The organism is Amycolatopsis japonica (assembly GCF_000732925.1).
In the GTDB taxonomy this organism is placed as follows: domain Bacteria; phylum Actinomycetota; class Actinomycetes; order Mycobacteriales; family Pseudonocardiaceae; genus Amycolatopsis; species Amycolatopsis japonica.
Map to the genome: position 1 here is coordinate 1,665,790 of NZ_CP008953.1, position 22,802 is coordinate 1,688,591.

General features: G+C 68.4%; 24 protein-coding genes and 2 tRNA genes. 11 read left to right on the top strand and 15 right to left on the bottom strand.

From position 1 onward, the window contains the following. Nucleotides 1-6 precede the first annotated feature (6 nt). The gene (locus AJAP_RS08230) at nt 7-777 is read left to right on the top strand and encodes a fumarylacetoacetate hydrolase family protein (protein WP_037341952.1); all 771 of its coding nucleotides are present in this window, start codon (nt 7-9) and stop codon (nt 775-777) included. Nucleotides 778-842: 65 nt separating this feature from the next. Here the strand turns inward: AJAP_RS08230 and AJAP_RS08235 are convergent, their stop codons facing one another. Further along, nucleotides 843-2,078 carry an FAD-dependent oxidoreductase gene (locus AJAP_RS08235; protein WP_038509378.1) on the bottom strand — a complete coding sequence of 412 codons (1,236 nt, stop codon included), beginning with the start codon at nt 2,076-2,078 and terminating at the stop codon, nt 843-845. 552 nt (nt 2,079-2,630) lie between these two features. On the opposite strand from AJAP_RS08235, the gene AJAP_RS08240 reads away from it, so the two are divergent. From AJAP_RS08240 to AJAP_RS08250, 3 genes are all read left to right on the top strand, one after another. Next, nucleotides 2,631-3,365, top strand: coding sequence for an HAD family hydrolase (locus tag AJAP_RS08240; RefSeq protein WP_038522653.1), 735 nt, complete (start codon nt 2,631-2,633; stop codon nt 3,363-3,365). Between the two features lie 51 nt (nt 3,366-3,416). Then, a tRNA-Gln gene (locus tag AJAP_RS08245) sits at nt 3,417-3,488 on the top strand. A gap of 131 nt (nt 3,489-3,619) precedes the next feature. Continuing rightward, a tRNA-Glu gene (locus AJAP_RS08250) sits at nt 3,620-3,692 on the top strand. 239 nt (nt 3,693-3,931) lie between these two features. Here the strand turns inward: AJAP_RS08250 and AJAP_RS44045 are convergent. From AJAP_RS44045 to AJAP_RS08265, 5 genes are all read right to left on the bottom strand, one after another. Further along, the gene (locus AJAP_RS44045; RefSeq protein ID WP_158509790.1) at nt 3,932-4,096 is read right to left on the bottom strand and encodes a hypothetical protein; all 165 of its coding nucleotides are present in this window, start codon (nt 4,094-4,096) and stop codon (nt 3,932-3,934) included. Next, the gene (locus tag AJAP_RS44050; protein ID WP_158509791.1) at nt 4,093-4,242 is read right to left on the bottom strand and encodes a hypothetical protein; all 150 of its coding nucleotides are present in this window, start codon (nt 4,240-4,242) and stop codon (nt 4,093-4,095) included. The genes AJAP_RS44045 and AJAP_RS44050 overlap by 4 nt, the downstream gene beginning before the upstream one ends. Continuing rightward, entirely contained in the window at nt 4,233-4,895 is a 663-nt protein-coding gene (locus tag AJAP_RS08255; protein WP_148311483.1) for a hypothetical protein, read from the bottom strand. Before AJAP_RS08255 ends, AJAP_RS44050 begins: the two co-directional genes overlap by 10 nt. A gap of 293 nt (nt 4,896-5,188) precedes the next feature. Further along, complete coding sequence (locus AJAP_RS08260) at nt 5,189-6,166, bottom strand: zinc-binding dehydrogenase (protein ID WP_198941815.1); 978 nt, start codon at nt 6,164-6,166, stop codon at nt 5,189-5,191. Nucleotides 6,167-6,298: 132 nt separating this feature from the next. Next, nucleotides 6,299-7,645 (bottom strand): DEAD/DEAH box helicase family protein, encoded by a 1,347-nt coding sequence (locus AJAP_RS08265; protein WP_038509382.1) that lies wholly within the window; start codon nt 7,643-7,645, stop codon nt 6,299-6,301. A 125-nt stretch (nt 7,646-7,770) separates the two neighbouring features. On the opposite strand from AJAP_RS08265, the gene AJAP_RS08270 reads away from it, so the two are divergent. Continuing rightward, entirely contained in the window at nt 7,771-8,118 is a 348-nt protein-coding gene (locus AJAP_RS08270) for a PadR family transcriptional regulator (protein WP_321167114.1), read from the top strand. Further along, nucleotides 8,115-9,110 carry a hypothetical protein gene (locus AJAP_RS42425; protein WP_148311484.1) on the top strand — a complete coding sequence of 332 codons (996 nt, stop codon included), beginning with the start codon at nt 8,115-8,117 and terminating at the stop codon, nt 9,108-9,110. The genes AJAP_RS08270 and AJAP_RS42425 overlap by 4 nt, the downstream gene beginning before the upstream one ends. Here the strand turns inward: AJAP_RS42425 and AJAP_RS08280 are convergent. Together AJAP_RS08280 and AJAP_RS45190 are read right to left on the bottom strand one after the other, a co-directional pair. After that, nucleotides 9,070-10,137: an MFS transporter gene (locus tag AJAP_RS08280; protein ID WP_321167115.1), complete on the bottom strand. Its 1,068-nt coding sequence runs from the start codon at nt 10,135-10,137 to the stop codon at nt 9,070-9,072. The two genes, AJAP_RS42425 and AJAP_RS08280, sit on opposite strands and share 41 nt — an antisense overlap. Beyond that, a complete protein-coding gene (locus AJAP_RS45190) occupies nt 10,038-10,349 on the bottom strand; it encodes a hypothetical protein (RefSeq protein ID WP_321167116.1) in 312 nt (103 codons plus the stop codon). The genes AJAP_RS08280 and AJAP_RS45190 overlap by 100 nt, the downstream gene beginning before the upstream one ends. 46 nt (nt 10,350-10,395) lie before the next feature. Between AJAP_RS45190 and AJAP_RS08285 the strand changes: the two genes are divergently transcribed. Both AJAP_RS08285 and AJAP_RS08290 read left to right on the top strand, forming a co-directional pair. Then, nucleotides 10,396-10,746, top strand: coding sequence for an ArsR/SmtB family transcription factor (locus tag AJAP_RS08285; protein ID WP_038509385.1), 351 nt, complete (start codon nt 10,396-10,398; stop codon nt 10,744-10,746). Nucleotides 10,747-10,844: 98 nt separating this feature from the next. After that, on the top strand, nt 10,845-11,879 hold the full coding sequence (locus AJAP_RS08290) for a helix-turn-helix domain-containing protein (protein WP_038509387.1): 1,035 nt from the start codon (nt 10,845-10,847) through the stop codon (nt 11,877-11,879). Here the strand turns inward: AJAP_RS08290 and AJAP_RS08295 are convergent. The 5 genes from AJAP_RS08295 to AJAP_RS08315 all read right to left on the bottom strand — a co-directional run bounded on the left by AJAP_RS08295 (nt 11,842) and on the right by AJAP_RS08315 (nt 18,470). Next, nucleotides 11,842-15,885, bottom strand: coding sequence for a S8 family peptidase (locus AJAP_RS08295; protein ID WP_228694893.1), 4,044 nt, complete (start codon nt 15,883-15,885; stop codon nt 11,842-11,844). The two genes, AJAP_RS08290 and AJAP_RS08295, sit on opposite strands and share 38 nt — an antisense overlap. 206 nt (nt 15,886-16,091) lie before the next feature. Then, entirely contained in the window at nt 16,092-16,721 is a 630-nt protein-coding gene (locus tag AJAP_RS08300) for a lamin tail domain-containing protein (protein ID WP_038509390.1), read from the bottom strand. Between the two features lie 135 nt (nt 16,722-16,856). Next, nucleotides 16,857-17,141 (bottom strand): helix-turn-helix domain-containing protein, encoded by a 285-nt coding sequence (locus tag AJAP_RS08305; RefSeq protein WP_038509392.1) that lies wholly within the window; start codon nt 17,139-17,141, stop codon nt 16,857-16,859. Between the two features lie 32 nt (nt 17,142-17,173). Next, nucleotides 17,174-17,674 carry a lamin tail domain-containing protein gene (locus tag AJAP_RS08310; RefSeq protein ID WP_038509394.1) on the bottom strand — a complete coding sequence of 167 codons (501 nt, stop codon included), beginning with the start codon at nt 17,672-17,674 and terminating at the stop codon, nt 17,174-17,176. Nucleotides 17,675-17,774: 100 nt separating this feature from the next. Continuing rightward, a complete protein-coding gene (locus AJAP_RS08315; protein ID WP_073848090.1) occupies nt 17,775-18,470 on the bottom strand; it encodes a response regulator in 696 nt (231 codons plus the stop codon). Here AJAP_RS08315 and AJAP_RS44255 point away from each other — a divergent pair. Next, nucleotides 18,435-18,947: a hypothetical protein gene (locus tag AJAP_RS44255; RefSeq protein WP_162483758.1), complete on the top strand. Its 513-nt coding sequence runs from the start codon at nt 18,435-18,437 to the stop codon at nt 18,945-18,947. The two genes, AJAP_RS08315 and AJAP_RS44255, sit on opposite strands and share 36 nt — an antisense overlap. A gap of 31 nt (nt 18,948-18,978) precedes the next feature. Next, nucleotides 18,979-19,398: a GNAT family N-acetyltransferase gene (locus tag AJAP_RS08320; RefSeq protein ID WP_038509396.1), complete on the top strand. Its 420-nt coding sequence runs from the start codon at nt 18,979-18,981 to the stop codon at nt 19,396-19,398. A gap of 69 nt (nt 19,399-19,467) precedes the next feature. Here AJAP_RS08320 and AJAP_RS08325 read toward each other — a convergent pair whose 3' ends face one another. Continuing rightward, nucleotides 19,468-19,893: a cysteine dioxygenase family protein gene (locus tag AJAP_RS08325; protein ID WP_228694894.1), complete on the bottom strand. Its 426-nt coding sequence runs from the start codon at nt 19,891-19,893 to the stop codon at nt 19,468-19,470. 195 nt (nt 19,894-20,088) lie between these two features. Here AJAP_RS08325 and AJAP_RS08330 point away from each other — a divergent pair, with 195 nt between their 5' ends. Continuing rightward, a complete protein-coding gene (locus tag AJAP_RS08330; protein ID WP_038509402.1) occupies nt 20,089-20,955 on the top strand; it encodes a LysR family transcriptional regulator in 867 nt (288 codons plus the stop codon). Between the two features lie 526 nt (nt 20,956-21,481). On the opposite strand, the gene AJAP_RS08335 is transcribed toward AJAP_RS08330, so the two are convergent. Beyond that, complete coding sequence (locus AJAP_RS08335; protein WP_038509404.1) at nt 21,482-22,765, bottom strand: amidase family protein; 1,284 nt, start codon at nt 22,763-22,765, stop codon at nt 21,482-21,484. Nucleotides 22,766-22,802 lie beyond the last annotated feature (37 nt).

The following is a 22,802-nucleotide window of genomic DNA, read 5'->3' on the forward strand; positions in this document are numbered from 1 at the left end:
GGGGGAGTGCGTCTAGCCCGAATTGCTCATCCCGGTGGTGTCGCGTTCGCTTCGATCGAAGGGGACGGCGACGACGCCCAGGTACTGGAAATCGCCGAGCACCCCTTCGGCAACCCCAACTTCACCGGCAAACGCTGGCCGCTCGCCGACGTCCGGCTGCTCGCGCCGATCCTGCCGTCGAAGGTGATCGCGGTCGGCCGGAACTACGCCAAGCACGCGGCCGAGTTCGGCAACGAGGTCCCGCAGGACCCGATGCTGTTCATCAAGCCGTCGACCACGGTGATCGGGCCGAACGTGCCGATCCGCCGTCCGCGCGGTGTCGGCCGTGTCGACTTCGAGGGCGAACTGGCGATCGTCATCGGCCAGCCGGTCAAGAACGTGCCCGCCGCCCGCGCGGCGAGCGCGATCCTCGGCTACACCGTGGCGAACGACGTCAGCGCGCGTGACCTGCAGAAGTCCGACGGCCAGTGGGGCAGGGCGAAGGGTTTCGACACCTTCTGCCCGCTGGGCCCGTGGATCGAGACCTCGCTCGACGCGGCCGATCTCGCGCTCAAGTCCGAGGTGGACGGTGTGCTCAAGCAGGACGGCCGGACGTCGGACCTGGTGCACAAGATCCCCGAGCTGGTCGAATTCGTGTCCGGGGTGATGACCCTGTTGCCCGGTGACGTCATCCTGACCGGCACGCCCGAGGGCGTCGGCCCGATCGAGGACGGCCAGTCCGTGTCGATCACCATCGAGGGCATCGGCACCCTGACGAACCCGGTTCAAGACATCTAGCGCGCCATGAAAGGTCCTTTCCTTGCAAAATTTGCGAGGAAAGGACCTTTCCTGGCATCCGGAGGCTAACCGGCCGGTTCCATCGCCCGCCGCGCGAAGGCCGGGGCGTGCTCGGGCCGCAGCCCCAGGCCCAGCAGCCGCGCGGGGATGTAGGACAGCGCGGGGAACCGGCTGAACAGCTTCACCATCGGCGCGGGCGGGCCGTTGCGCTTGCCCGCCATCACCGGCCCCATCACGTTCTTGTGCAGAATCCGCTGCAGCCCCTGCACCAGCATCGTGGGCGCGAGACGGCGCTTGCGGACCTTCGCCAGATCCGCCACCGACGGCCTGCCGCGGCGCAGCGGTTCGGCGAGCAGGGTGGCGGCCGCGACCGCGTCCTGCACCGCGAGGTTGATGCCGACCCCGCCGACCGGCGACATCGCGTGCGCCGCGTCACCGATGCACAGCAGCCCGTCGAGATGCCACTTCCGCAGCAGGTTCATCTTGACGTCGAGGAATTTGACGTCGTCCGTCGTCTTCAGCTCGTCCACGCGGTCGGCCAGCTCGGGCAGGATCGCGGCCACGTTCTCCCGGAACGCCTCGATGCCCTTGTCGCGCAGGTCCTGGCCCTTGGGGCTGAGGTAGGCGATCTGGAAGTAGCCCTTGCGGGGCAGCGGCACGGCGAAGCGGCGATCCCGCATCTTCGGGGTCAGCATGCCTTCGCGTTCCCCGTCCCGCCGTGAGATCCGGAACCACCACGCGTCGAACGGGATGGGGTAGTCCTTCGTCATGAGCCCGGCCTCGCGGCGGGCCAGCGACCAGCGTCCGTCGGCGGCGATCACCAGGTCGGCGCGCAGTTCGCCGGCCTTCCCGTCGGCGTCGCGGTAGCGGACCCCGCTCACCCGGCCGTGTTCGAAGATCAGCCCGGTCATCTCGGTGCTCTGCCGCAGCGTGAACGTGGGTTCCTTCGCCCCGGCGTCGGCGAGCAGGTCCAGGAAGTCCCACTGCGGGACCATGGCGATGTACGGGTGCGCCACCTTCAGCCTGGTCAGGTCGGCGAGGCGCATCATCGTGCCGTCCTCGGCGGGGAAGCCGGCGTAGGCGATCTCGCTGTGCGGCAGGCTGAGGAATTTCTCGCTGAGGCCCAGCTCGTCCAGCAACGTCAACGTCGACGGGTGCACGGTGTCGCCGCGGAAGTCCCGCAGGAAGTCCTGGTGCTTCTCCAGCACGGTGACCTCGACCCCGGCCCTGGCCAGCAGCAATCCGGCGACCATACCCGCGGGGCCACCGCCGACGACCACGCAGTTCGTACGTTCGTTCATCCGTCCCACCCCTTCGAACCCTTATTCATCACTTGTTGAATAAGCTCAGGATGCACCCCTCCGACGGGCGCGTCAAGCGCCATCCGGGCGGATACGCTGTTCGGGGTATGGCCCAGGTCTCACCGGACCGCGTGAACCGGCGGACGTCGAGACGAATGTCCAAAAAGGACTTGAGGGATGCGCGACCGTCCCGGAAGGACGGCGATCGCGGAAATGCCCTTGTGGACGGTCTCGCGACCCAAGCGGGGCAAGGATTTCGTTGTCATCACAGGGCGTGCGCGCCGAGAATCGGATGGGGTGCCGCGTATCGACATTTCACCCGGCCGCCCGCGTTAGCCGTTGTCCGGTAACTAAAACACGTCATCTCACCAACTGGGAGTAGAGTGCCCGCGCCGGAACAGAGCAGCCTTAATCACCTCATCGGCAGAGTCGCGATCGCGCTGAGTGCCCTAGCCTCACTTGGTGGATTTCGCTCTCGTGCCCCGGACCTCGTCACGAACCACGCCGGACGCTCCGGACGGAGCCCCGTGGGAGCCGCCGGAGTTACGATTGGTGTGCCTCGACATCGATGACACGTTGATCGACTGCACGGCGGCGATCCGCCTCAGCCTGAGCGCCCTCACTGGCCAGAACGACCTTTGGCCGCTGTGGGATCTCATCACCGAAGAGCATGTCGCGCTGGTGGTCGCGGGCGAAATCGATTACGCGACCATGCATTACAAGCGTACGGAATGTTTCCTCGCCGAGATCGGCATTTTGGCCGACGAACAGCAGGTCAGCGGCTTCGAAAGACGTCGTCGTGAAATTCTCACCCGTTCGTGGCAATTGTTCGAAGATGTCCTCCCATGCCTTGAATGGCTGCGGGCCGCCGGTGTTCTCGTCGCCGCGGTCACGAACGCCTCGGGCGCGCATCAGCGCAAGAAGATCGCCGACCTCGGCCTCGCCCGGTTCTTCGATCACGTGGCCATCGCCGGTGAACTCGGAGTAGCCAAACCCGACCCGGCGATGTTCCACTCGGTCTGCCTCGGCCTCGGCTGCGACCCGGCGCAGGCCGTCCACGTCGGCGACAAACTCGACACCGACGCCATCGGCGCGCGCGACGCCGGCCTGGGGGCCGTCTGGCTCGACCGGGACGGCATCGCCGAGCGCGCCCCGGCGGGCGTGCACACCATCTCGGGCCTCGACGAGCTGCCTGAGCTGCTCGTTTCCGAGTTCGCGAAGCTCGGCGTGCCCGCTCAGCGCGCTACTGAGACCCCCGCTTTCACGGTGCGGAACAGCGTGCTCTAGTATTCTTTCTCGTGCGGCACCGAGCCGGTCGAGATCGGAACGGTACCTCACTGGGGTATGGTGTAATTGGCAGCACGACTGGTTCTGGTCCAGTTAGTCTAGGTTCGAGTCCTGGTACCCCAGCTGGAGAACTCTCCGGAGTGAAACACAGAGTGACCCCCCCTGCGAAGGCGGGAAACCCGGTCTGGTAAGTTTCTCCACAGCAACACAGCAGGTGAACAACTGAAAATCTCCTCCTGAAGGAGAAAATCCTAGCCCCCGTCGTCTAGCGGCCTAGGACGCCGGCCTCTCACGCCGGTAGCGTGGGTTCGAATCCCATCGGGGGTACATCGCGAAAAGCGTCGATCATTTCGATCGGCGCTTTTCGCTATTTCGGGAGCCGGCTGACGTCGGTGATCCTTTCTCAAGCTTCCGCGATCGCGGAAGCTTGTCGTTGGAGACGCGCTCGCGCGGCTGTGGTGTCCACAGTGGCCGAATCGGCTTCCGGAATGGACGTACGGTCAGGCCTCGAAGAAACCGTCCGTCCTCGACCGTCGGTGTGGTCGGGTCCGATTCGCGTGGCGCTGCTAAGCGGTCTCCGCTTTGAGTACCGGAGTGACCGGGACGTGTGCGTCGAAGGCGGCGGGGATGGTGGCGATCGCGGCGACGGAGAGCGTGAGGCCGGCCCCGGCCCCGGCGAAACCGTGTTCGACCACCACGCCGCCGTCGTTCAGCCGGCTTCCGGAAGTCACCAGCGGGTGGTCGAAGGTGGCTGGTGTCGTCTGGCGGCCTTCAACCACCGGTACAACGACGACTGGGCGGCGTTCTGGACGGCGTCGACGGGCTGGAAGCGTGACGTGTACTTCCCGGCCGCCGAACACATGAGCTTCACCGACACGTCGGATAGGTCTGCCTGGTGCTCATGGTCAAGGTCATCACGTAATGGTGTCGGGTCAGCTGCTCGGTGATCAAGGCATGCTGGTTCGGTCCGCTGGTATGGGTGAAAAGGTCTGACGACGGCTCGGGGTGCTCCCGTACCGGCTGTCCCGCTTCGGTCCAGGACTCGCCGAGTCCCATGCGGGTGGTGTCGGCCACCTGCCGGGTGTAGCCGACGCCGGGGAGGTCGCTCGCGTCGTAGACCCGGTTCGGTCCTTCCGGGCGACCCCGGAACTGGCGGTAGTAGTCGATGGGTTGTGTGATCGAGCCTGCACTTTCAGACCACTCGTGTGTCTTGACGATCTCGTCGAAAGCTCGGATCCGGTCAGGCAGTTCGCCGTCGAAGCCTGCTTGCCGCACCCAGGTCGAAGTACAGGTCACGGTGCCTGGATCAGACTGTCCGAAGGACGAAGCACGGTCGACCTCGCAGATGGTGCGGGTCGTCGCCGGGCCCCATTCCGCCCAGGAGGTGGCTTTCTCCAGTTCGGCGAATCGATCCGCGGCCCAGCGATCGTGCCGATCACGGTCAGCCACGGCATCGGCGCCCGTCGCCGCGGCCTTGTAGTCGCGGCATGTGGGCCTCGGGCATCGTCGTCGCGCTGATCGCTCGCTCATCGGCATGAGGGTGCGTCGCTCCCACCCGCACGGCGGCAAATGGGTGCGTTTGTCAGGAGTAGGGCTCGTATGCAACCTTCTCGGACCTCGACACATCCGCCCCGACCAAGGTGGAACGCCGTAGCCCGCCCCTCGACCGCAATATCGATGAAGTAGTCGATCGCCCGGTGATCAACGACGGAATCGTCACCCAACTCGGCTGGGACACAGACGGCTCCGTGGTGATCGACAGACTCAAGAATCGCGCGATCCGACAAGGTGGCTGCGCGGTCCTCGAAGTGAGTGCGTGCCGATCAGCGCAGAATGATTCCCACCTTCGGGTGGCCATCACCGTGGCGGCGGGCGGACGCGAACGCCTCGGCGATGTCTCCGAGGTCGAAGGCGTGCTCGAGGCAATGGTCGACCACTATCTCGCCGCTTCGGATCAGATCCACGGCTCGCCGGAACGACACCAGGCCCGGTTCCTTCTGCGTTCCGTTGACCCATTCCATCCGTACCGACTTGCGGAATGCCCGCTCCACCGGGAACGGGGCCGTGCCCTTGCGTTCGGGGAAGCCGAAGAACCCGATCGTGCCGCGCTCCCGGACGGCTTCGACCGCCTCCACCCTGCAGGCGTCGGGCCCGGCGGCTTCGACGACGAGGTCCACGCCGATACCGCCGGTCATCTCGCGTGCCGTGTCCGCGAGAGCCGCTCGTCGTGCGTCGACCACTTGTGCGCCCAGCCGGTCCGCGACGACGAGCCTGCCGGGATCGAGGTCCGACACGAGCACGGACTCACATCCCATGCGGCGCAGCAACTGCAAGAAGAACAATCCCGCGGAGCCCGCACCGATCACGGCCGCGGTCCGGGGTGGGGGTCCGTCGACGAATTTCGCCATCCCGAACACCGTGGTCCCGAGTTGTTGTGCGAGCAGCAGGCGGGACAGGTCGCCCTCGCGCGGAACCGGTACCAGGCTCCCCTCGTCGACGACCTGGTATTCGGCGAAGCAACCGGTGTGTTCCACAGGCGGCACGGTGAGCACAGGATCGCCGGCGGCGAAGGCTCGGCTGCGGCTTTCCGCCACCACTCCGATGCCCTCGTGCCCTGGATAGCCAGGGCTGCCCAACCGCTCTTGATCGTGGAAGCCGTCGAACACGATGTGCACGTCCGAGCCGCAGATCGAGGCGTGCCGCATTTCGACGAGCACTTGCCCTTCCTCGGGGCGCGGTATCGGGAACCGCCCGACCGCGACCACTCCGGGCTCTGCCAGATATGCCGCCCGCATGGTCATGACTCGTTCCCCTCTCCCGATCGCGACGCGGAGTCTCGTTCCGGCCGGTCACCTCGCCGGAGCGCGCCCGCGGTGTCAGCCGATGGTAGAGCGGCACCGGACTGGGGGGATCATGAAACGACCTTCTGCGGTCTAGGTACGCGCGAGTACTCGGTAGGGGCGCACGACCGCCTCGACGAACGCCGTGACCTGTTCGTCGACGTGCGCCTTTTCCTCGGCGTCGTTCTCGACGAGGAAAAGGCGGTTGGCGATGTTCTTCTGTGCCTTCAGGAGTGCGAAGTCATCCCTGCTGTACAGGGTGTCCGCGGCGTTGCTGGGCAGCCGATGCTCGTCGGACACTTCGAGACTGATCGACTGACCCGCCACCGAGATCTTCGGTGGTTCGCCCCGTCTGGCCAGCCGGGCGGAGCGCTCGGTGTCGGAGGCGCGGACGTGGATGATCTGCGACGCCGCCAGTACCTCGTCGCCGAACACCTGGAGCGCTCCGATCGTGTCGGCCCTGGCGAACTCGACGATCGTGATCGGGTTGCTCCGGCGGTTTTCCCAGACGCGGTGGCCGAGCGTGTGCAGGGCGGGCCGGAGATCGTCCTCGCGCTCCACCTGGAACGCGCCGCCCTGCTGGGCGCTGAAGCCGGCACCGCGACCGTCGCCGAGGAGCATCAAGGCGTGGAGGAATTCCTCGAACGCGTAGACGTAGTCGTTCAGCTCGTCGACCTGCATCCGCCACCGCCGAAGCTCTTCGGCGAGAGCTCGTCGAACCAGTGACTTGCCGGCACCCGGCAGGCCGGTGACGAAGACGACCGGCGCCCGGTGGCGGAACGCCAGATGCCGCAGGATCGCGTCCTCCGCCTTGGCGGGCAGCTGGTACGCCGCGCGCTGCTCCCGGATCCGGTCCGCGAGGCCGGAGTCGGGCCCGGCCAGGAGTTGCCCGGCCAGGAACGATTCGATGGGTTCGGACTCGCTCCACGTCTCGTCGAAGTGGCTGCGGAACACCTTGGCTGCGGAGATCTCGTCCAGTCGTTCGGGCCGGTCCTTCCCGCCGTTGCGGCGGTTGAGCACCGTGTGGTGTTCCGAACCGGAGAACAGGTGGTACGACAGGTGATCCGCGGTCAGTGCGCGGGACACGCGAACCTCGATCCCCGCTGCGAGCAACTCGGCTCCGGCGGTCAGGGACGCGGGCTCGGTCCGGGTGATCACCCGGACGCCGCGCCGGCCGTTGATCTGCGTCCACGACTCCTGGATCTCGACGAGCACGGGGGAGCCTTGTGCCGGCAGCAGATTCGGGACCAGTGCGTCGAGCCGGTCGACGTTGTCGTTCTTGGAGATGACGAGCATCTCCGCCAGGTAGTTCCGCCGGGTCATCCGCTGGGAGAGGCCGGTCGGCAGACGGGTGCGCCGCCACAGGAACCTGACGGTCGCCACGATGAGGGCGACGGACACACCGCTGGTCACGGGAACGAGGAGCTGACTCCAGTTCATCGGGTCACCTGTCCGCGGTGTTGTCGGGGCGCCTAAGCCAAAGTTTAGGCATGGCGAACTTTCTTTTCAAGTGCGACGGATTCTCGCAGGTGGCACAATATATCGGCTAGCGATATATTGTGCCCATGGCTGGTCGAACGATGACGGAGCAGGCGTTCTTCGTGCTCACCGCGCTGGTGGACACGCCGCGGCATGGGTACGGGATCGTCGGCGAGGTGAGCGGTCTCTCGGACGGCCGGGTGAAGCTGAAGGTCGGCACGCTGTACGGCGTGCTGGATCGGCTGGTCGCGGACGGTTTGGTCGAGCCGGATCGGGAGGAGGTCGCCAACGGGCGGCTCCGCCGGTACTACCGGCTGACCGAGGACGGCCGCACGGCGCTCGCGGCCGAGGTCCAACGGCAGGCCTCGAACGCCCGCGCCGCCTCGGAACGGCTGCGCGCGTGGCGGCCGGCGGACACCGGGGGCCTGGCGTGAACCGCCTGGAGGAGCGGTACCGGCGGGTGCTGCGGCTGCTCCCCGCCTCCTATCGTCAGGCGTGGGAGGAGGACATGGTCGCCACCTTCCTGCACAGCGAGATGCCGGAGGACGCCGAGGACGCGGAGTTCGCCGTCGACCACGGCAGGCCGAGCTGGCCGGAGGTGGCGAGCGTCGTGGCGCTGGCGGTGCGGCTGCGGCTGGGAGGCGACGGCGCGCCCCTCCGCTACCTCGTGTGGGGTGAGACGGTCCGGCGGCTGGCGCTGGTGGGGTTGCTCGTGCAGGCGGTGGCCGCGCTGGTCGGTATCGGGGCGTGGCTGTGGTCTCCCTCGGTGACGAATCCGATCCCGGCCGACGTGCAGACCCTGCTCGGCTTGGTCTGGGTGGCGGCTTATCTGTGCCTGGTGACCGGCAGGCGGCGCGCGGCGCGGTGGCTCGCGGTGACGGCGCTGGCTCAAGCCTCGGTCTTCTTCGGCGTGGATCTCGTGGCCGTCGAGGGCGCGTACGGGCTGTCCGGGACCGTCGGACTCCTGCTGGAGGCGCTGCCGGTGGTGGCACTGGTCGCGTTCCATCGGCAGGCCCCACCGGTGAAAGCGCGGCCGTGGCTCGTCGCGCTGCTTGCCGGTGTCGGCCTCCTGACGGTCGCGATGTCGGTCACCTATGTCAGCGTTCCGGCGCTCGTGGACTGGCCGGGCGTGGACTGTGCGGCGGTTTTCGTCGCCGCGGTCGTCTACTTGAGCGTGCCTCGCCTGGGCTGGCGGAGTGCCGCGGTGTCGTGGTCGACGACGCTCGCTTCGCTCGCGCTGGTCGCCCTCGTGCAGCGGGTCGTGACGCTGCTGGACTACCTCCGGCTCGCGGCCCGCACCGCGGAACTGGACATCATGATCGCGATCGCCGCCGGGCAGACCGTGGCGGTTCTGGCGATATCGGTGCCGCTCGCGATGCTCGCCGTCAAGGCCGTGCGCGCGCTGCCGCCGGTGGCTGCCCGGTGATGTCCTCGAAGGGTTGACCTGGCCGGGATTTCGGCCGCGGTCGGTCCTCGTCGTCGTTTCGTGGCCACGCGCGGACGGCCGTGACGAGGCCGATGACGCCGAGTGCGCCGAGGACGAGCCAGGTGACGGTGAACCCGGCGTCGGTGGCGAGCCGTCCGGCGATCGGGTAGGCGAGTAGCCAGCAGGCGTGGGAAAGGGAGAACCGGGCGGCGAAGATCGCGGGCCGGTCGGCGGGACGGCTGGATCTGCGCAGTACCCGGCCGACGGGAGTGAGGACGAGCCCGGTGCCGAGCCCGATGACGGCCCATACGACCGGCGCCGCGGCCCCGTGCTCCACTGTGGACAGTGCGATGGCGCCGGTCAGTCCGGCGAGCAGGGTTCCGCCGCCGGTGAGCATGACGGTGCGGTCGGGGATCCCGTCGAGTACACGGGGGAGCAGGAGCGCGGCCAGGATGGTGCCGGCGCCGTTGGCCGCCAGGAGCAGGGCGACGTCGGACTGTGTTCCGCCGAGGGTGTCTCGGACGTAGTTCACGGTATTGACCATGACCACGGAGCCGGCCGCCGCGACCACCAGGTCGAGGCCGAGGGTGCCCCGCAGGCGCGGGGTCGCGAGGTACATCTTGATCCCGGCCATGGTGCGATCCCAGGCCCCGCCGCGGTCGCCGCGCGCCGCGTCCGGGATCCGGGTGCTCAGCACCAGTGCGGCGGAGGCCGCGAAACCGAGCGAAGTGCCGGTGAACAGCCAGTGGAAGGACACGAGACTGAGCACGGCGGCGGCCAGGAGCGGACTGAGGAGGCTCTCCATCGTCGAAGCCAGCTGGGACAGCGACAGTGCCTTCGTGTAGTCGCGTTCGTCGGGAAGGAGATCGGGGAGCACGGCCTGGAACGCCGGGGTGAACGAGGCCGACGCGGACTGGAGGATCACGATCAGGACGTAGATCTGCCAGACCTGGTCGACGAAGGGCAGGGCGAGCACCACCAGCGCGCGGATCGCGTCCAGCGTGACGAGGAAGAAACGGCGCGGCACCCGGTCGCGGCGTACGCGACGGCGAGCGGCGCCACCGTGACGTAGGTGATCATCTTGATGGCCAGCGCGGTGCCCAGGACGGCGCCCGCGTCGGACCCCGCCAAGTCGTAGGCCAGCAGCCCGAGCGCTACGGTCGTCAATCCAGTGCCGAACAGCGCGACCAGCTGCGCCCCGAACAGATGCCGATAGTCACGATGACCGAACAGCGACATGCTTCACGGCTCCTCTCGCGCGGCGTTCCTTCCATGATAGGTGCTCATGTACGCACATGACGAATCAGGCGGCCAATGGTCCCGGCTGCCGCCGGACGACCAGATCGAAGCCGCGTCCACGGCGTTGCGGATGCTCGCGGATCCCACCCGGATGCGGATGCTGTGGCTGATCAGCGGCGAGGAGTACGACGTCGCGTCACTGGCGGCCGCGGTGGGCATCGCGCGTCCGGCGGTGTCCCAGCATCTGGCCAAGCTCAAGCTGGCCGGATTGGTCACCCAGCGCAGGGACGGCCGCCGGATCCTTTACCGGGCCCGCGGCGGGCACGTCCGGAGGCTGCTGGCGGAGGTCATGAACGCGGCCGATCACCACCTTCACGGGATCCCCGACCACGACTGACCACAGTGGACGGTCCGGACGCGACGCGGTCCCTTTTGCCCGCCGGATTCCAGCGGTATGGTCGGACGAAGGCGACCGCGGCTGCGGCGGGAGACGATTTGCTGGACATCATCGGTCTGAGTGAAACCGACGTCGAGGTCTACGATGCCTTCGCCGGCACCGGTTCGCTGACCGTCGCCGAAATCCGGCGGCGAACCGGGATTCCGCAACAACGGCTGCTGCGCGTACTGGGCGCGCTGACGGAAAAAGGTTTGCTCGTCAGGCTTCCCGGCCGGGCGGAGGTGTATTCGGCGGTGCGGCCGGAGATCGCGCTGGAGGCGATGCTCCGGCTGAAGGAACAGGAACTCGCGAGCGCGCGGCTGGTCGCCGACCGGTTGCGCGAGCGGTACCGGGCGACGTCCGGCGAACGCGCGGTCGATCTCATCGAAGTGATCCACGGCGACGCGCTGATCGCCGAGCGGGCGGATCAGCTGCTGCGCTCGGCCGAGCGGGAGGTCGCCTTCGTCGACAAACCGCCTTACGCGCGAACGCCGAGTGTGCTGCATCCCGCCGAACGTGATCTCCTCGGCCGGGGGGTGCGCTTTCGCGGGGTTTACGAGCGCAGTGCGCTGGAAATGCACGACCTGTCATCCGACCTGGAGGCAGGCCTCGCGCTCGGCGAGGAGGCCCGCGTGGTCACCAGCGCCCCGCTCAAGATGATCGTGGTCGACCAGCGCGTCGGACTGGTACCACTGCGGTCCGATCGCCCCGAGGTCGGCGCGGCCTTGGTGATCCACCCGTGCGCACTGCTCGACGCGCTCGGCGCGGTCTTCGCTTTCCTTTGGCAGAGCGGGCTTCCGCTGCGCCTGCCCGGTTCGGCCGAACTGGCGGACGTCGCCCCTTCCGACGACGCCCGCCTGCTCGCCTTGCTGACCACGGGCCTGCCGGACCGGAGCATCGCCAAACAACTCGGCATGAGCTACCGGACCTTCCAGCGACGGCTCCGCGACCTCATGACCGCGCTCGGCGCGACCACCCGGTTCCAGGCCGGGCTTCAGGTCGCCACGCGGGGTTGGGTCACCTTGCCGTCGACCCAACCCCCGATCGAGGACGACGTCAGCGAGCGCGCGGGTTCGCCTTCGCCACGTCCGTGAGCGCGTAGGCCCGCTGGACCGTCTGCGTCACGGTGTTGCCCGAGCTGTCCCGTGCTTCCGAGCGCAGCCAGACGAACCCGTCCGTCGCCGCGAGTGGCGGGTGGGCCACCGTCACCGACCACAGCCCGTTCGCGCCCGGCCGGACGGTCGCCGCCGTCCAGGTACGCCCGCCGTCCGTCGACGCCGACACCTGCAGCCGCGTCACCGGTCCGCCGCCCCGCGCGCCGCTGTGCGAGCCGGCGGACACGTCGAAGGTGAACGGGCGTCCGGCCGGGGCGCGGCCGCCGAGATCGAGCGGCAACCGGTGGTCCAGCTGGATGAGTGGCTGGAAGGAACACGACTTGCCCGCGTTGTGGCAGGAGAAGCCGAGCGGTGCCGCGGCGTCTGACCGCGCCGAGGCGAACGTCCACGACGTGTCCGTCCTCGGGGCGTGCTGGAACAGCGCCCCGCTCGGGATGCCGACCTGCGCCTGGCCGGGCAGCACGTCGGTCACGTCCAGCCGGTAGGTGGCGGGGGTCGGCGCGAGCCGGAACTCCGGGATGAGCGCGAGCGGATCGTCCGCATTGGACCGCGGGATCTCGGTCCCGTCCCGGTACAGCCGTGCCGTGGTCGCCGCGAAGTACCGCGCGTTCTCGTAGGGATTCGCGTAATGCCCGCCCGCCCCGGTCGTGCCGTCCATCCACTGCAGGCCGGGGAGGAACAGGTCGGGATCCGTGCCACCACGGCACATCGAGCACAGCACCGCCCAGCCGGAGGCCGTCGCCGGGTACCGGGCCGGATGATCGGCGGGCAGTTCCACCGTGCCGCTGTGCAGTGGCGCGCGGAACCAGAACTCGTCCGGTCTCGACCGCTCGCCCGCGCGGTAGACGTTCTGCGCGTTCATGCTCAGCGCGGCGCGGCGCCCCGCGGTGTCGTTGCCGGACAGGGTGACGACCCGTTTCCAGACCAGCCGATCGTTCGCCGGGCCGGTGTATTCGGTCCAGGAGCCGGGAACCGGGATCTTCGTGCCCTGCACCGCCTGTGTCTTCCACAGGCCGGTCGGGAAGGCGTACCAGTTCTTCTGTCCGGTCAGTCCCGGTTTTTCGGCCTGGTAGCCGGTTTTCGTGGCGACCAAGGTCTTCTGGTCGACCCGCCGGACGAGCTCCTTCGGCACGCCGTTGGCGTCGAGATAGCTGAGGTTGTACATCGCGTCCGGAGCCGAGCGCACCAGCAAGCGCACCGAAACGGCACCGGCGGTCCGCAACTTTTCGCCTTCGTCCCAGCCGAGGGACAAGGTCGGCACCACCGCGCTGCTGAGACCCGGAACGCTCAGCGAACCCGGAGAACCGGCGTAGGGGATCAACGCCGCCCCACCCGCGGCGGACACCGCGCGTGAAGCGTTCGCGATGCCCGCGGAGACCGCGCTCACCGGGTCCGGTGCCCCGGCCGGGACCGGAATCCTTACCAGGACGGCCTTTCCGCGGACGTCGAGACCGGTGAGATCACCCGCGCCACCGAACACGACCGGCAGCGTTCGCTCACCGGGCGACTTCGCCGTCAACGTCGGCACGTCGTACGCCGGGTTCAGCACGGCCGGACCGCCACCGACGATCCGCATCTCGACCGCGGTCTGGGACAGTGTCGCGCTGTCCTGCAACGAAATCGCGCCCGCCGAGGTGGCGGCCGCGGGGGTCACGCGCACCTCCCAGCCCGCGCCCGAAGCCAGCCCGGCTTCGCCGACGTAACCGTTCACACCGGCTCCGCCGGGGATCACGCGCCGCAGCATCACCGTGCGATCCCGCAGATCGGTGGGAGTGGGCGTGATCAGCCCCGCCGGGACGGCGTTCGCCGCGTTCAGCGCGATCTCCGCCGGGCCGCTGACAGCGACCTGCGTCGCGCTCATCGCCGACCAGCGGCGCACCGTCAGCCCGCGCTCCATCACCCAGCCGAGCGCCGAATAGCGTCCGGCTGGCACGAGCACCCGGCCGACCCCGTCCACCAGGCCGACCTGCTGGCTGACCTGGTCGAGGAACGGGTCGTTGCGGTTACCCGCACCGGCCGCGTCGTCGATCAGCTGGGCCGACGCGGACTGAGCGGGCCCGCCCGCCGAGTCCCGGACCCGGATCGTCACCGGGAACAGTTCGGCCGCGTTGTAGGTGCTCACGGGAGTCCGCACCGCGTTGGTCCCGTCCGCGGTCGTGGCCACCACGGCGCCGCCGTAGACGCCCGCCGTTCCTTCGTTCGGGTTCACGGCGAGGTCGACGGTGGTACTCGACTTCGGCGGGATCGACAGATCCGTCTTCGCCAGGCGCATCCCGGTACCCGGCGCGGCGCCGCCGTCCCAAGGTCGCACGGTCAGCTTCAGGTTGAGGTTCAGCGGCTGGTCCCCGGTGTTGGTGTAGGACAGCTGCCGGACGACCTGTGCCGAGGCGTTGGTCGTCCGTTCGTTGCGGCCGAAGCTCGCGACGGCGGTGCCGGTCGCCTTCTGAGACACGGCCCGCGCGACGTCGAGGATTCCGGCGCCCTGCTCGAACCAGTGAAGACCGACGTCCTTGGCCGTGGTGACGAGGGTGTTCTTCAGTGCCTGCCCGGTCAGTCCCGGTCGCTGCTGCAGCAGGATCGCCGCGGCGCCCGCGACATGCGGTGTCGCCATTGAGGTGCCCGACGCGGCGGTGTAGGAGTCGTCCACCGGTTCGCCCAGCGCCGTGTCCGCAGCCCTGGCGGCGACGATCCCGACGCCGGGCGCGGTGATCTCCGGTTTGACCGAGGCGTCCCGCAACCGCGGGCCGCGGCTGCTGAACCACGCGATCTTGTCCTCCCGGTCGAGCGCTCCGACGGTGAGCGCGGACGTCGCCGCCCCCGGTGTCGTGACTGTCCGGTCGCCCGGCCCCGAGTTCCCGGCCGCGACCACGAACAGCGTGCCGGACTTCGCCGAAAGCGAGTCGATCTGCTCGCTCATCGGGTCGGCCCCGTCGCTGACGCCGGCGCCGAGGCTGAGGTTCACGATCTTCGCGCCCTGCGCGACGGCCCAGTCGATCCCGGCCATCACCTGTGCGGTGTCACCCTCGCCGGACGCGTCGAAAACCTTGGCCACCACCAGATTCGCGTCCGGTGCCACACCCTTGTACCGGCCGCCCGATGCCGCGCCGGTACCGGCGACGATCGACGCGACGTGCGTGCCGTGGCCGTGGCGGTCCACGACGTCGCCCTCGCCGCTGAAGTCCGCGGAGGCGACCGTCTTGCCCGCCAGGTCGGGATGGTTCTCGTCGATCCCGGTGTCCACCACCGCGACCGTGGTCCCCTTCCCGGTCCACCCACCGCTCCACGCCGACGGCGCACCGACCCGCGCGGTGCTCTTGTCCAGCGTCACCCGGACCTTCCTGTCCAGCCGGACTTGCGAAATCCCTTGGTTCAAAACGGGTTTCCCGCTCGCATCGAACGCGACGAGGGAACGCCAGAATTCGCCCGTCCCCGCTTTCTTGACCTGAACCCCCACTCCGTTGGCCGTGACCAGCGGGGTGAGCCGCTGGGTCTGCGGGAGCGCCTTCGCCTTCGCGTCCAGAGTCCGGGCGGACAGCCCCGACCGGTCGCCGTAACGCACGATGACGGGGATCGTGGTGCTCGCCGCGTCGTCACGCCGGTCTCCGACGAGCGTGGTGACGTTGAACAGGTCCGGGCTCAGCAGTCCCTTGCCGACGAACGGAAGCGCGTCCGACGGATACACCATCAGCCCTTCGGCCGTGGTCGTGATCTGGAACGCCGGGCTCGGCCGGTCCGGCCGCACCGCCGGTTCGACCTGTGCGGTGCCGTGCCCGGCGCCGTCTCGTTCGTAGGTCACCACGTCGCCGGTGAGCAACGTGACGCGATGGACGTCCGGCCGCCCGGTGACGGGAGCGGGGCCGGATACGGCGGCGGTCGCGGCGGTCGCGATCACCGGTAAGGGGGTGAGGGCGACCAGTGCGGAGGCCGCCAGGATCGCCACCGGGTGCCAGGGGTGTCTCGTCAGGTGAGGGGAACGGGGGAACATCGAGCCTCACTCTCCTCGGATAGTGAGAAGCGGCCGTGGGCACGGCCGCCGCGAAGATGGAGTTTCCCGAGGATGAGGCAGGAGTTCCCGGATGAACACAATTATCGTTGGCGGTATGTCGCCGTTGGCGAGATACCGCCATGGAAGGGCCCGGACCGCCGACGGCGGCCCGGGCCCGGTCGAGAGACGGGTCGGTGCTGGGGGACTTACAGACCCGGGGTGCGCAGCTGCAGCGAGAAGTCCTGCCGGTTGTTGTCGGTGTCGGTGCTCAGGATGTTGCGGGTGTTCGCCGCGTTGAGCTGATCGGTGATGACGTTCTCCGGGATCGCGGCCTGGCCTTCACGCGGGGCCACGACGGCGTTGCTGAAGGCCACACCGTCGATCTTCGCGGCCGCCATGTTCTGCAGCGAAAGGCCACCGGCCGTCGGGATGCCCTCGGCGCCGGTCAGGGTGAAGGGGATGACGTAGGTCTGGTCGACGACGGTGCCGGAGAAGTTCTGCCCGACGAGCACCGCGTACTGGCCCGCGTTGCCCTTCGGCTGCAGGATCGTGCCCGCCGGCAGGACGATCGTGTCGGTCACGACGTTCGACGGCGAGTAGATCCGGATCACGTAGCCGCTCACGTCCTGCGGCTGGTTCGAAACGTTGCGCAGCTCGATGAACTCGTCGAGCAGACCGTTCACGCCGCGGGTCGAAACCTCGTTGATGACCACGGTGGACGACACGAGCGGGGCGGCCTCGGTGCCCTCGCTCTCGCCTGCCGCGTTCGCGACACCACCGGCCATACCCATCGCCAGCATTGCGAATACCGCCGAAGCGCCCAGAATTCGTCGCACGGGAAAGTCCTTTCAGCTTGGTTTTCCGGGGGATTTGTTCCGTCGGACCGGAATCCTTTCCGCCGGTGCCGACACGACAATCATCCGAGAATCGCGGTGCCGCCGGGAAGGGGCCAGTTTTCCGGTACTTTCGCGTCACGCGATAATGTTCCGGCGCCGCCTTCTCGCGACCGCGGCGGCGAGTTCGAGCTCGCGGCTGGAGGTGTCCAGCACATCGCTGAGCCACTGCCGCCAATAGGGACCGGGAATGCGTTTTCCCCGCTCCCAGCGGGAAATCTCTTCCCTGGTGACACTGTCGTTGCCGGAGCGGGTGTGCAACTTCACGACCAGATCGCCTTGTGACCATCCTTTCGCGATTCGTTGTTCGGCGAGCAGTTCGCAAAGCGGGGCCGCGGCCCCGCGTTCGCTGTTCGCGGTCACGACCGCACCTTTCTCGTACTGGTGGAGTGCTTTCAGCCGGCCGGCCGTACACAGCCGAAGTCGGCCTTGTTGTTGTCGGTGTCGCGGCTGACGGCGTCCCTCGACTGGGCGAGCCCGGGGCAGGAGACGGCGGCCTGGTTCTCGCGGCAGGGCGACGACGGCGCCCATCCGACGCTGTCGACCCTCGCCCCGCGCCGGTCCAGCAGTATCTCGCCGTCCCCGACGATAGCCTCGACGACCACCTGCTGCATCGTCCCGCCGAAACCCTGTGCGGTGATGAGGAAATGGTCACCGGCGGGGATCTCGCTCCCGGCGGGCATGGCGGCCAGTTCGACGGGTGTCGCCCCGCCCGTGCACGCCTGAACGGACCAGCCGCCGATGTCAAGGGTGGTGGCGCCGGTGTTGTGCAGGTCGATGTAGCCTGCCGGGCCGCCGAGCACCTCGTGGATCTTGGCCGACGAAGCCCGGACGGTGTCCGGGGCCGGGGTTCCGGCGAGTGCGAGGAGCAGGAACAGGGAACCTGGCTTCGTCATGACAGCAACGCTAGAAAAATGATCTCGGTGCCACAGGATACGGCGGGTACCGAACCTCGTCCGGTCCAGGTACTTCCGGTACGTCGCTCGCCCGGCCGGGCTAGCCCCGGTACCCGTCCGCCGTGTGCAACTCGCCTTCGCGCTCGGTCGTCTCCAGGCGCGGCAACAGGTTTCCGCCCGGCCGGAAACGCAGCGCCCGGAAGAGGTCGCGTCTGCTGCCGAAGCCCAGCTTCTGCAGGATCCGGCTGACGTAGTTCTTCACGGTCTGCGTGGCGAGATGCAGTTCCTCGGCGATCTCGTCGTTCGACCACCGGTAGAGGATCAGCGCGAGGATCTCCTCCTCCCGTCTGGTCATCGCGCTCGCGTAGCGCACGGCCTCGGTGACCGCCGGCGGGGTTCCGCCCGCCTGCAGGCACACCCGCTGCCCGGCGAGCGTCGAGCGCACCGCCGACATCACCTGGCCGCCGCTGGCCGACTTGTGCACGAAGCTGTCCGCACCCGCGTTCAGCGCCATCGCGATGGCCGATGGCGACGAATCACCGGCGAAGACCAGGACGGCAGCGCGTTCGAACTGTTCCTTCACGAACCGGCAGATCGCGGTCCCGGCAGGCTCACCCCAGATCGACAGCTCGGTGATGACCATGTCGGGATGGCTCTTTTCGCACTGCCACAACGCTTCAGGCTCACTCGCGGCTTCGGCCACCGCCCCCACCCCCGCCGAATCCCGCAACAGCCTGCTGAGCGCGTATCTGATGAGGGGTTGATCGTCTACTACGAGCGTGGTGACGCGGTTCATGGTTCCCCTTGGGGTATCGACGGGCGCCCGGTGTGGCCCGGGCCGTGCGGTCGGCCCGGGCCGGGCGGCGCTCGCATTCGCCGAGAACAGGTTCGCTCGCTCGGGCGATCCGTCGAACCGACCGTCGCGGCGACGTCGGTACTCATTTTTCGCCGAATCCTCTTTCGTCGCGGTCCGGCAGTGATCTTCCCGCTTATCCGCGCGGGTGAGGACCAGCAATCGGGTGACAAGGGCGAAAAGCCGCCACGCGGGGCGCCGGATTTGGGCCGGACGGCGGAACGGGGATACAGATTCCGAACGCGCCGCGCCGGACACGTGGAAAGCCGGGGTGCGGCGCTCGGCGTAGCGGACTGGTTGATTTCGTTGGAAAACCCGATGGCGTCCGATATCGACTTCGTGAAGTCGTTTTCCCGGCTCGCTCCGGTGATTCACCGTGGGGCCATTGTGGAGGGACCGGCCCCGGGTGCGACGCTGTAGGCCGTTGGTATGACAGAAAGGCAAGCCCGTCATGGACGACTCTTACCGCCTGGAAGCAGGCTCCCCGTCGGTCGACGACTACCTGCGGCTGCGCCGCGAGGCCGGTCTCAGCGAACCGCCGAGGGAACAGGCGGAGCGCGGGGTTCGCGGCGCCTGGACGTCGGTCCGGGTGGTCCACCGGCCCACCGGCGAGACCGTCGGGATGGGCCGGGTGATCAGCGACGGTGGGTGGTACTTCCACATCGTCGACATGGCCGTTCTGCCCGCCCATCAGCGCCGCGGCATCGGGGACGCCGTCCTCGAGGCCCTTCTCGCGGCGATCGACACCGCGGCGCCGGGTGCGTACGTCAATCTGCTCGGCGATCCACCCGGATGGCGGCTCTACAAACGCCACGGTTTCGTGGAGACCGCTCCCGGGACCATCGGCATGCGGCGCCAAAACGCCGGATAAGGCGTCCGGGAATCGCGCGGCGATATCGGTCGGGTGCATTGGGCGAAATGGCCCTGCTGATTGCGCCTTTCACCGCGAAGTGGCGCGCATCCGGTAATTGCGGCGCACGCTGGTTCCCTTGCTCAGGTCGGCGCCGTACACGTGCAAGGTGATGGCGACGGTGTCGCCCGCGTTGTGCACCTGGTGGATGTCGTCGGGCGGCGCGACGCCGCTCACCGACCCCGCCGGGCGTTGCCGCTGGGCCTTCCGGACCAGCCGATCGTCGTCGATGTCGAAGATGGTCTCGGTCTCGGTTCCTTGCAGGACAAGGAATGTACACCACACCAGGTGATCGTGGATCTCGGTGAGCTGACCGGGCCGCCAGACCAGTCCGACGATCGAAAAGGCGGACTCGGCGTGCAGGGTGGTGCGGGTGTAGCCGTCGGGGGAGCCGGCGCGTTCCGTCGCGGTGAGCAGTTGCGGAGTCGGGCGGAGTTCGGTGAGAACGTTCGCCACGGCTTGTGCGGTGACAAGGGGTTCGGATGGTCTTCCGGTGCATTGGCGCAGACGTTTGATCAGCTCCGGAAGGCCTGGTCTGAGGGTCGTGACGGTCATTTTTCGTTCTCCCTTCTCGTCGCTTCTCATCGTGGCCCGCCGTCCGGGCGGCGTCCAATGACGACGTTCTTTCGTTGATATAGATATTCTTTATCCATGCTGAATCTGGTGCAGCTCACGGTGCTGGCGGCGGTCGCGCGGCACGGTTCGATGACCGCGGCGGCGAAGGAACTGCACTACACGCAGCCCGCGGTGAGCCACCATCTCGCGAGGTTGGAGGCGGCGACGGGCGCGAAGCTGGTCCAGCGGATCGGCCGCGGCATCCGGCTCACACCGGAAGGGGAACTGCTCGCCGCCCGCGCGGCCGAGATCGTCGGCCGGGTCGAAGGCGCCGAAGCCGAGTTGGCCGCGCAGGTGGGCTTGCGCGCCGGGCGGGTCCGGATGGCGGGGTTCCAGTCGATCCTGAGCACGATCGTCCCCGACGCGGCCGCGACGCTGGCCCGTGCGCATCCCGGACTCGAACTCGGGCTGGTGGACGAACATCCGGGCGAGGCGCTGCGCATGCTGCGGGAGGGGCGGATCGACGTCGCCCTGATCTTCCGGTACGCGGACACGCCCCGCGAGGAACAGGGGCTCCGGCTCGTGCACCTGCTGGAGGACCCGATCTACCTGCTCACCAGCGAACCGGGGCAGACCATCGCCGATCATCGTGACTCGACCTGGATCGGCGGCTGCGCCCGATGCCAGGACGAACTCGTCACGATCTGCGGGCGGGCCGGGTTCGCCCCGCGTATTTCGATGGTCAGCGACGACATCGTGGTCATGCAGGCGCTGGTCGCGGCCCGGATGGGCGTCACCACGCTGCCCCGGCTGGCGCTGCGTGCGCATCGGATGCCCGGTGTGCACGCCACGGAGCTGGCCGAAGACCCGCGTCAGATCTATGCCGTCACCTATGGCGACCCGCCCGATCCTCCGGCCGCAGCGGCGTTGATCGACGCGCTTCAGACGAGCATCCGGGCTTAGGGCGGGGTTCTGAAGTCCGTGAAGGGCCCCTTCATTGCGCTAGACGCGGTGAAGGGGGCCTTCACGCGCGGCCGCTGTGACTGCTGGGGCCGACGGTGTTGAAGAGCCGCAGGTGGCGCTCCTGAAGGTAGTGAAGGCCTCCTTCACTACCTTCAGGGTCAGGGTTCCGGCAAAGTCGCCTATTCGCTGGTCAAGTGGGCAACGGAGGCACTCGCCACGGTGGCCTCGCTTCCTTCTCGACTGTCCACAAGGGACTCTTCCAGGGGGAGAGTGCCCGATTTGGGCGTTTCGCAAAGGGGTCGTGAGTGGTAAAGAGGGTTAGAACGACCTTTACCACTCACGACCCCTCGGCATAATCACCCATTTCGCCATGAATGAGACATTCGGTCGCCGCGAAGTGACCACAGTGGACGGTTGGAGCCTGTTCGACTCCCGTCGACCAGGGCAATCAAGCGCTTGACCTGCGCTTATGTGACCTTGCCGGGGTCGCTACCTTCAGGGTGGGCAAGGAGGCCTTCACGGACCACTACAGAACCCGTTCGACGAAAGCCCCCACGCCCAGCAACTTCCGGTCGTCCCCGACCAGGCCGTCGAGCGCCAGCCCGGCGGGCAGGCCGTCGCGTGCGCGCCCCATCGGGACGGTCAGGCCGGGGAATCCCGCGATACTGCCGGGCTGGCAGTTGCGGATGAAGGTGGGGAAGGTCGGGACCTCGCGCCCTCGGTGCACGAAGCTCCCGACGGCCGAGAAGTCCCGGGCCGTCGCCGGTGTGGTGGGGAAGGCCAGCGCGTCGATGCCGCTCTCGTCGAAGATCTTCGCGTAGGCGCGACGCAAGGCGGAGCGGGTGGTGATGGCCGCTTCGTAGACGGCGGGTTCGACGCCCGGCACGACCGCTTCGGCGAAGATCGCCCGGACGTCGGGCGCGGCGATCTCGCGAACGAGCCGCTCGAACGAAACCTCGGGTACGTGCTCGGCGAGGTAGGAGCGGAGCCCGACGCCTGCTTCGTGGATCACCAGCGGCATTCCCTGATCGACGACGAGTTCGGCGAGCGGCGTGTCGTCGAGCGGCACCAGGGTGACGCCTGCCGCGCCCAAGCGGGCAAGCGCGGCTTCCCAGAGTTCTTCGACGTCCTCGGACAGGTCGCCGGTCAGGAAACCGTGCGGCACACCCAGCCTGACCGACGTGCTCTCGATCAGGGGTGTCGGCTCTTCCGCCGCGAGGACCGCGTCGAGGAGCGCGAGATCGGCGACCGTGCGGGCGATCGGCCCGGCCGTGTCCCGCGTGCTGCTCAGCGGCGTCATGCCGTCGGACGGGTAGCGGCCCGTGGTCGGCCGGAAGCCGCAAACCCCGTTGAGCGCGGCGGGAACACGGGCCGAACCGCCGGTGTCGGTGCCCAGACCCGCGGGCACGATGCCCGCCGCGACGGCGACCGCGGTCCCGCCGCTGCTGCCCCCGGCGAACCGGGACGGGTCGCACGCGTTGCGCACCGGGCCGAGCGGGGTCGTGTCGCAGGTGATGCCGAGGGCGAGTTCGTGCATGGTCGCCTTGCCGACGACGACGGCGCCCGCGTCGGTCAGCCGTCGGACCACGGTCGCGTGCTCGCGCGGAACGTGGCCCGCCAGCGCCGGGGTACCCGCGGTGTTCGGCATCCCGGCGACGTGGATGTTGTCCTTGACCACCAACGGGATCCCGCTGAGCGGGCCGGCCGGCGCGGCCGCGTGATCGTGCGGCGCCAGGTGGCCGATCGCGTTGAGATGCCGCACTTCTTCCGCTCGCGCGCGGCTTTCCGAAGCGCTCCAGGGTCCACTCACGGCCGCCAGCTTAGCGTGACAAGGACCACAGTCATCG